Source organism: Palaeococcus sp. (in: euryarchaeotes) (assembly GCF_053987695.1).
Map to the genome: position 1 here is coordinate 1 of NZ_JBMXHE010000042.1, position 9,006 is coordinate 9,006.

The 9,006-nt window shown below is 44.1% G+C and carries 9 protein-coding genes; 5 read left to right on the forward strand and 4 right to left on the reverse strand.

From position 1 onward, the window contains the following. The first annotated feature begins 146 nt into the window (after positions 1-146). Genes ACXJGZ_RS02995 through ACXJGZ_RS03005 form a run of 3 tightly spaced genes read left to right on the forward strand, consistent with a single transcriptional unit; the run spans position 147 to position 1,447 of the window. Entirely contained in the window at positions 147-374 is a 228-nt protein-coding gene (locus ACXJGZ_RS02995) for an Lrp/AsnC ligand binding domain-containing protein (RefSeq protein ID WP_456321218.1), read from the forward strand. Next, positions 371-907: a GbsR/MarR family transcriptional regulator gene (locus tag ACXJGZ_RS03000; protein ID WP_456321219.1), complete on the forward strand. Its 537-nt coding sequence runs from the start codon at positions 371-373 to the stop codon at positions 905-907. Before ACXJGZ_RS02995 ends, ACXJGZ_RS03000 begins: the two co-directional genes overlap by 4 nt. 33 nt (positions 908-940) lie before the next feature. After that, entirely contained in the window at positions 941-1,447 is a 507-nt protein-coding gene (locus ACXJGZ_RS03005) for a CDP-2,3-bis-(O-geranylgeranyl)-sn-glycerol synthase (RefSeq protein ID WP_456321220.1), read from the forward strand. Here ACXJGZ_RS03005 and ACXJGZ_RS03010 read toward each other — a convergent pair whose 3' ends face one another. Beyond that, positions 1,448-2,536, reverse strand: coding sequence for a DUF835 domain-containing protein (locus tag ACXJGZ_RS03010; protein WP_456398275.1), 1,089 nt, complete (start codon positions 2,534-2,536; stop codon positions 1,448-1,450). Between the two features lie 49 nt (positions 2,537-2,585). Continuing rightward, a complete protein-coding gene (locus ACXJGZ_RS03015) occupies positions 2,586-3,593 on the reverse strand; it encodes a hypothetical protein (RefSeq protein ID WP_456326507.1) in 1,008 nt (335 codons plus the stop codon). Between the two features lie 100 nt (positions 3,594-3,693). Here ACXJGZ_RS03015 and ACXJGZ_RS03020 point away from each other — a divergent pair, with 100 nt between their 5' ends. After that, entirely contained in the window at positions 3,694-4,959 is a 1,266-nt protein-coding gene (locus tag ACXJGZ_RS03020) for an AMP-binding protein (protein ID WP_456321223.1), read from the forward strand. Positions 4,960-5,122: 163 nt separating this feature from the next. Continuing rightward, positions 5,123-5,335 carry a TRAM domain-containing RNA chaperone gene (locus tag ACXJGZ_RS03025; RefSeq protein WP_293255885.1) on the forward strand — a complete coding sequence of 71 codons (213 nt, stop codon included), beginning with the start codon at positions 5,123-5,125 and terminating at the stop codon, positions 5,333-5,335. Positions 5,336-5,407: 72 nt separating this feature from the next. Here the strand turns inward: ACXJGZ_RS03025 and cysS are convergent, their stop codons facing one another. Both cysS and ACXJGZ_RS03035 read right to left on the reverse strand, forming a co-directional pair. Continuing rightward, positions 5,408-6,841, reverse strand: coding sequence for a cysteine--tRNA ligase (gene cysS / locus ACXJGZ_RS03030; protein ID WP_456326506.1), 1,434 nt, complete (start codon positions 6,839-6,841; stop codon positions 5,408-5,410). Between the two features lie 144 nt (positions 6,842-6,985). After that, positions 6,986-9,006 (reverse strand): DUF4350 domain-containing protein (locus ACXJGZ_RS03035; RefSeq protein ID WP_456398276.1); only part of this gene is annotated, 2,021 nt, incomplete at its 5' end.

The window sequence follows — 9,006 nt, forward strand, 5'->3', positions numbered from 1 at the left end:
TTGAGAACGATTCATCCCTAAATTAATCCAACCCCTTAAGTGCCTTTCTTCAACAATAATGAACACTCCCCAGAAATTTCTCATAACTTTCGGAAATTTCCGAAAGTTTTATATATTTGAAACTTTAAAAGGTTTTTGGTGATGTCATGAAAGCATTCATGCTTATAGTCGCCAGAGCGGGGGATGAAGAAAATGTCCTGGAAACCATCAGAGAGATCCCTTCAAGCATAGAGGCTTACAAGCTCTACGGGGACTATGACATAATCGCCGAAATTGAAATCAAAAATCTGAAAGAACTCTCAAATATTACGAATGAGCTTTTAAGGAAAGAGGGTATTTTACATATTGAGACGCTTATTGTTGGGGAGGGATGAGGTTGAGTGTGGAAGATGCCAAAAGAATAATGATGGATCACTTCGCAAATACGGCACGGAGGTTTGGTCTAAACGAACTTTACGGCTATATTTATGGAGTTCTCTTCTTTGAAGACGAGCCTCTGAGTCTGGGGGAAATAGCCAAGAGAACTGGTTACTCCTTATCCCACGTCAGCACCGCATTGAAACTGCTGGAAAATATAGGACTCGTAAAGAGGATTAAAAAACCGGGGGACAAGAAAGCCTACTACACGGCAATAAAAAACATAAGAGAATGGAGAAAAGAGGCATACTACAGGAAGATAGAGGAAGATGTTAAACAGACCCGTGAAAACCTTTTAAAAGCTCTCGACGCCATAGAAGGAGATGAAAGTGAAGAAGCAATGAAGATAAGGGAAAGAATTGAGTTTGCACTTCAGAGAAATGCTGTAGCTGAGAAAATTGTCTCCATATTCCTCAAGAACGATGAGGATGAGATCCTCAGGAAACTCCTTAAGTGCCTCGGGGAAAAGCTGAACGAGACAAAGGCTTAAAAGTGAGGGAGGCTTAATTAAGGCGGTGGTTAAATGAACGAACTAGTTGAGGCTTTGTGGTACATTCTACCGGCATATTTTGCAAACGCCTCTCCGGTAGTCTTCAAAGGCAAGACATCGATGGACTTTGGAAAAAACTTCAGCGATGGGAGGAGGATTTTAGGAGATGGAAAAACATGGAGAGGTTTCTTTGGCGGTCTGACCGTCGGCATTTTGATATCCCTCATCCAATATTATGCATTACCTTCATATTACGGCTCTTTTAACCTCGCATTCAAGCTCGGCTTTGCGCTCTCCTTTGGGGCCCTTCTCGGCGATCTGGTGGGGAGCTTCATAAAGAGGAGGGCAAATTTACCGAGGGGGTATCCTGCCATAGGCCTCGACCAGTGGGGCTTTCTCATAGCGGCACTGCTTTTGGGATATCCCTTCAAAAGCCTCCAGACAGGGCAGGTGCTCTTCTTGATAGTGATAACTCCCTTCATTCACTGGTTTGCGAACATATTCGCGTATAAGATGGGATGGAAGAGCGTTCCCTGGTGATCACTCCAAGAGTCTCTCGATTAGGGAGTAATCCTTCTTGCCCAGTGCCTCTTTTTCAATAACCAGAACCAGAGTACCATTGTACAGTTTAACGAAGTCTCTAAGCTTTGTCAGAAACTTCAAAATGCTGTTGAGCTCATTGTACATCAGGAGATATTCCACGCAATCTATAAGTATGATACCCCTCCCTTTTTCTTCAGTGGCTTTGAGGTATCTATAGGAGAGCTCGCTTATCTTGCCCAGATCCGTCGGGGAGATTGCATTTTCCCGTTCATCCCCTGCCGTGGTCACGAAATAGTACCTCCATGTGCTCGGAACATCCCTGATCATCCTTATGAATGCCAGGACGGGAAATTCTTCCAGCATCCTCTTGATCTCCTCATATTCAGAGCTCCCAATTATAAGGACGCCCTCTTCAAGCTTGATCTCCTTCATCTCAGGAACTTCAATTTTGTTGAACTGCTCGGATGAAACCATTGAAACCATGTAATAAACCAGCCAGGCGATTAAGATCATGGAGAGAGTTAAGCCTATGGGGCCATACCACGTTAAATCGTGGAAAAAAGGATATGGAAAGAGATGGAGTCCGAAGAAGATAAGACCCCAGTAAATATGCTTTGCATGCTCGTACATGGGAATAAGCTTTTTGAAGAAGAATCCCGCCGAGATGGCGAGAAAGGCAGCATTTGACCATGCCACTCCAAGGAGTATGTTTGCATACGCCTCAGAGAGGGGGATATTAGGAGCCTTCAATTCCAGAAATAGTAGCATGTAAAAAACAACCCCTATTGGAGGGAGTGCAAGTTTTGAGACCTCTGCAAGCGTTATGCTTTCCTTTTCCTCTTTGAGAAACTCAATGGCACTGTAAAAGAGCATCGCTCCAAATAATGTCAAGAGGAGCGAGTTTAGATAGCCCTTCCCCATGAATGCTGAGACCATAACGAAAAAGTCCGTGAGCCATGCGAGTGAGAAAAACAGGGCAGATTTTCTTTTGTTCTTCAAATAAACCCTCAATATAAGTGCGAAGGCCGCCAGATCCAGCAACATAACGGCGGTGCCTTCGCCAACCACCAAGATCGGGAATCCCATATTACACACCTTCTAGATACTATGGACAACATATATAAATACCTATTGATTACCTCCTGGGGTCAGCAAAGCCGTCGTGTTTGAAATGCCCCTCTGGTCTGACCCTCCTTATAATCTCATCCTCCACCATAACCACCAGGATCTCAGGTCTCGCGACTATCAATCCCATTTTGCCTTCCTCCCCATAACCTACCACCCCATCACCAGCCAGCGGAATCACTATCGTGAATGGGGAATTGGGATAATAGCGGATTTCATCTTCCTTATGAAGCCCAATGGCATCTCCAAAGGCAAAGTTACCGTAGAGAGGGATTATCCGGGCATTTTCGAAAGTGCTCTCTATTTCGGAGAGCTTTTCCTCACTTATTCCAACACCGCTGAGCATTATGACTTCCAAATCACCCCCGTGGGGTAGGAAGAAATCAAGAAGCTGGTGGGAAGTTCTAACGAGGTTAATGGTGTCATTTTCCAGAACCCTCTCTGTGTATCTTACCAAAGGATCAAGTCTTTCAAAGGCTTTTTTAGGTTCCTTTTCAAGCACTTCCTTGAGACCATCGGTTTCAGTCCCTATGAAATAGAGGATTCCCCCGTATGCCCATACCAACCTGCTCATCTCCTCCTGATACCATCCGTAGGGACCATGGAGGAGAGCTCTCGGAGCATGATCCTTATAGAGCCTGTCCAAGCCGTATAAAGAATCAAGACCTCTTTTGAGGTAAGGGAGAAGGAAGTCCAGATACCTCTCATCCCAGGGGACTATCTTTCTATGTCCCGTTGTTCCCGAGGACTGATAAAACCTCACTCTACCCCTATAGCCTTTCGGAAGAAAGGAATTCCAAGAATGTCTCAGCAACTGTGGGTCAATGGTCAAGTTTTTGAAGATGTTGGAGAGAACATCCTCAAATGTTCCGTTAAATATCTCATCCAGATCACAGCGCCTCTCCATCCAGTAAGGAGTGTTCTTCATGTGAAATTCAAAGGTATCCCTCAGATAAAGCAGAACATCCTCCTCATTCAAACTTTTATTAAAACGCCTCTCAACTTCATCATATTCCATGCTATAAATGAGGAAGTTTGTTCTTAAAAGTTTTTCTTTATCCAAAATCCTTTTATCCAAGTAACGCGTATTTATTTGGGGTGATATTTTGCAAAGGGTGATGCTGTTTGGTGAGCCGCTTAAATGGAGAGAAGGAGAACTGAAATACACGATCAAAAAAGCCGTGGAGACAAGCGAATTCTGGAGAAAGCGCTTTAATGAGAGTGTTGAGAGCTTTTCGGTTGAGGAACTACTCCTATCAATGAAAAATACAAGGATTACACCTAAAGACCTCTACAATATAGAGGAAGTGTGGCCAAGTTATATTAAAAATAAGAGCGTTTTTCACACGATACTCAAAACGAGCGGAACAACTGGAAAATCCAAACTAATTCCCTTCACGATGGATGATAAAAAAAGACTCGCAAGGCAGTTTGATCCATGGGTGGAGGAATATGTGGAGGATGGAGATGTAATAGCGTCATTTTTCCCGCCTCTGCCCTCTGCCTCTGGAATGATGGGTTTTGGTGCCTTTGAGATCATGATGCCGAGAGTCAGATATGTCCAAATGCCATTGCAGCTCCTGAGAATGAAAGAACTCCTAATAAGAGAGCTCGAGGAGATATCCCCCACATGGTTTTTCTGCTTAACAACAACGGCATACAACCTCGGGTTCATGCTCCCCGAAGGGATGAGGGAGGATGTAAGACTGATTCTTGTGGGCGGCGAAACCCTGACGGACGAAATGGCACAGGCAACCCTTGAGAACTTCCCAAACGCCACAATAATCGACGCCTATGGCTGCTCCGAGGATGGTGCACCGGCATATCGGGTCGTCAAGAAAGGGAAAACGGGCGAATTTAAGATGCCCCACTCCATCCTGACCCTAACGCCCAATGAAGGTGAGTACTACGACGTCCATATAACGAAGGTTATGATGGAGGGAGAGCTCACCGGACTCCCGATATTCAACTATGCCATAGGAGATTTAGCAAGAGTTGAAAATGGCAAGATAAAGAACATAATAAGAATCAAGGACGTTGTAAGCCTGGCGGGGGCAAAGCTATTCCTTGATCAGGTCATGAGCATAGTCTTTGAATATCCCTTCCTGAAGGACTTTGTGATGCTGTACTACCCGCTCTCAAGGAAAAACCCGAGACCCAAAGCGGTAATCAGGGTGGGTTATGAGGGAAGAAAGCCCAGCGGAATAGAGGAGGAAATCAGGGAGAGGATATATGAAGGGAATAACCCCGTTAGATACGAGGTGGAGGACAGCAAACAGGCCGAACTTGTAATAGAAGCCGTTCCTATCGATGAAGTTAGAAAGGGATTGCCTCAAAAACCCGGGAAGACGAAGAGAATATTCATCGCTGGAATAGATATTTAGGCTTTTATTTTCTATTTAACTGTTTTCGTAGGCTGGATTTTCTAAAAATGCCAGGAAATAAAAGTTCTTCCACCCAAAGATTTATAAACTCACGGACATATTAGAACACGTGCTCTTCTGAAGAGCTTTGGAAGGGTGCAAAAATTAAAGGAGTTTGTTGGAAATGTATGGAGATAGAGATAGGTTTGGTAGCACCGCCCCTGTTAAGGTCGGTGAAAGATATACCGTAAAGATTGAGAGTCTTGGAAACAGTGGAGATGGAATTGCAAGGGTTAAGGGTTTTGTGATCTTCGTTCCAAACACCAAGGTTGGAGATGAAGTTGAAATCGTTATAAACAGCGTCAAGAGAAAGTTCGCTTTTGGGGAAGTCATCTGATTCCCTTTTGCTCTTCTAAATTCTTAACTGTTCTTTTAAAATTTTAAGTTAAAAGTTAAAATTTAAAAAAGATTAAACGTTGATTCTTTTCCAAATCGTGCCCTGAGGGCCATCCTCAAGCTGTATTCCCATTTCCCTAAGCTTCGCCCTTATCTCATCTGCCAGAGCAAAGTTCCTCTGCTTCCTGAGTTCACTTCTAACCTGGATTAAAAGCTCTATAAGCTCCTCTTCCCTGCTCTCACCTTCCTCTTTGAAGTACCCCTCAAAGAGACCGAAAACCTCCCCGACCATGCGGAAGAATTCAAGGGCTTTCCTCAGGACGCTTGCCTTCGGCTTCTCTACTTTTGTTATATAGGCATTCACAGCATTTGCAACCTCAAATATGGGCTTCATGGCTTCGGCAGTGTTGAAATCATCGTCCATAGCTTCATGGAACCTTTTCCCTGCACTTCTTATGGTCTCATAGAGTTCAAATTCCTCCTCACCCCATTTAAAGGGCATTTCCGCTTTTTCAAGGGCTATCCTGAGATTTTCAATAGCATGGTAAAGGCGCTCAAGGTTGTTTTTTGCATGCTGGATTCCCTCCTCCGTGTAGTCAAGAGGTGAGCGGTAGTGCCTCTGGAGCACAAAAAATCTCAGAACTTCCGGTGAGTACCTCTCCAAAAGCTCCCTTATGGTAACGAAGTTTCCGAGGCTTTTACTCATCTTCTCGCCCCGAACCATGACGAAACCTGTATGGAGCCAGTACCTAACCCACGGCTTCTTTCCGGTGCATGCTTCCGTCTGGGCAATTTCATTCTCGTGATGGGGGAATATCAAATCATTTCCTCCTCCGTGAATATCAAACTGCTCCCCCAGATACTTCGTGCTCATGGTAGAGCACTCTATGTGCCATCCCGGCCTCCCCTCGCCCCAGGGGCTATCCCATTTGGGCTCGCCGGGCTTGGCTTTCTTCCAGAGGACAAAATCCTCAGGGTTTCTCTTTCCCTCCCCCGGTTCAACACGGGCTCCCTTTTTGAGCTCCTCAAGGTTTATCTTTCCAAGCTTTCCATAATCCTCAAATTTTCTGACTTCAAAATATACACCATCATTTCCCTCGTATGCATATCCTTTCTCCTCAAGCTTCTTCACGAAGTCTATAATCTCCTGAATGTGCTCCGTAACACGGGGATAAACATCGGCGGGCTTAACCTTTAATGCCTCCATATCCTCAAGGAAGAATTTCAAAAATCTGTTGGCAAGCTCTTTTGGATCCTCACCAGTCTCATTTGCCCTTCTGATGATCTTATCATCTATGTCCGTGAAGTTCATAACCATCAGCACGGAGTACCCCTTATGCTCGAGGTATCTCCGGATAACATCGAAAGCCACATAGGTTCTTGCATGCCCCAGATGAGTGTAATCGTAAACCGTTGGGCCACATACATACATTCTAACCTCGCCCTCTCTTAAAGGCACAAATACCTCCTTTTCCCTCGTCAGAGTGTTGTACACCTTCACATCCACCACCTAAAGAGAATATTCAGAAGGGCTTATTAGGCTATCGCTTGGGGCAAAGATACTGTTAGAGCTTATGATGATGCCTAAAAGAGAAATTACACCCATGCCACAATTATCCTAACAGTATGGAGCAAAATAAAAGAAAAAAGGTCAGCCCTGCTTGACCAGCCACAGGAGAACTCCCTTGACGAAGGGCCAGTTGGAATCTATGTAGTGCTCATAGTATGCATCGCTTAGGGCTTTGCTTGATCCATATGCCACGATTCTTCCTTTTCCGACCTCCACGGCGGCAGCCACTATTGGTTTTGAACCCTTCTCCTTAACAACGTTGCCGCTCCCATCAACGGCGTATGAAGTCTCATAACCTCTGATCAGCCATGTAGCGTTTCCGCTTATCTCAAGGGTATCGCCGTTGTAATAGAGTTCATTTTCGTTTGTCAGGAACTGCATTGCGGGATGCACATTAAACTCTCCTACTAGCGGGAAGTACGTGGCTCCACTATTCTTTTCATCGTCCATGAGCTCATCATCGTTGAATGTTATTCCAAACTCCTCGACAACCTTATTGAGGCTCTCTGTATTTACGTATTTATACCAGTCGCCCAAAATTAGGAGTGCTCCTCCCTCCTTCACGTACTCTTTTATGGCCTGAGCTTCCTCATCTGTTATATCCTCCCTTGGATTTGGAATTATAACCAGGTCGTATTCCTTTAGAAGGTCCAGAGTTAGTGGCTCATCATTCCCCTTGACCTCCCAGCCAAGTTCACTCCCTATGTTGGTGGCAAGCTTGAGCATCTGCTTGCTGTTGTAATACTGATTGTGTGAGTTGTCGATGAGTACCTTTATGGGAGTTGGGGAGACGAGAGTTACATTTCCACCGGCTTTGGCTTTCTCAAGACCTTCCTTGAGGACGGGAATTATGGTGTTCAGTTCTTCGAGGAGCTTGTTTTGTGCAATTCCCGCTTTCCTCGTCAGGATGAAATACTTCGTTGTTAAATATGCCGGCATATACGGAACTTGGGTGTGGTAATTCTCCATCTCTTCCTTGATGGCATTTATCCTTTCGATATCTCCACTTAATGGAGCCAAATCAACTCCATATCCCTTAAGCTGCTCGGTAAGGTTCGTAAACTCCTCATAGAGCTCGTTAACTCTGGGCTCCTGTCTTATATAGCGGATTGCATAGTACCTCGAGAATGTGTTAATGATCGTCGATGGATTCTCGTAGACCTCAACACTTGCATATTTTGTGTCATAGCCAACTATCTCGGCTTTTATCTGGTGTGTGCCAAGGGTTTGAGGTGTGTATTCATAAGAAAGTTCTTTTGATGAGCTGGCTTTCAGTAATATGGTTTCATTCTTGAAAAGTTGACCATCCACATAGATTAGAAAGGTGACATTTTCGTCAAGGGTTTTGCTATTTTGTAGTATTACATTTATTTTGAATGGCTGGTTTCTAACAGCGGACTTTGGAACATTAATGCTGGATATGCTGATAGGAGTCCGATAGACAATTTCGAGATATGGTTTTTCATCTGTATATGATGTTTCCTTTGAGGAAAAATAGATGTAGTCTTTAGTGGATTCGTGACTTAAATTGGAGTGGAGCATGAAGCTAACTACTTTATCCCCATTCAGCTCACTCTTGACAAAATCTGTTACATTCCATGAATACCATTTGCGTACACTCCCTATCAACTGCCAATCCAGAGCATTAGTAAGGTTTTGAGGCTTATTGCTCCAATTTATGCTATTTTCATTCCAACTATCAGCGACCCCATAGACTGTTATATTGTGGCTTTTACTTCTACTTCCATAATGATAATAGGCATATAGGTTAAGAGTTGCACTTATAATAAACTCCGGTGGAATTCCAAGTTCGCTTAAGTTGAACTTTAGATATGCTCTCTCCTCGCTTCCACGATATGTACCCACTCTAAGTCTATATGTGTTACTATCTACGTATCCTCCTTCATCAATCCATCTATCGTCGGTGGGGGTTATGGTTACTGTACGCTGGGATGTACTCTCCGCCCTAACAACCCCCATTGAAGCCACTGGCACCAGACTTAGTAATAAAACCACGATTAAAAAGAGGCTCCATTTCTTCATGGTATCACCGAAATATGTAATGTGCATCCATGTTATTAAATTTTCCCCATTGAACCATG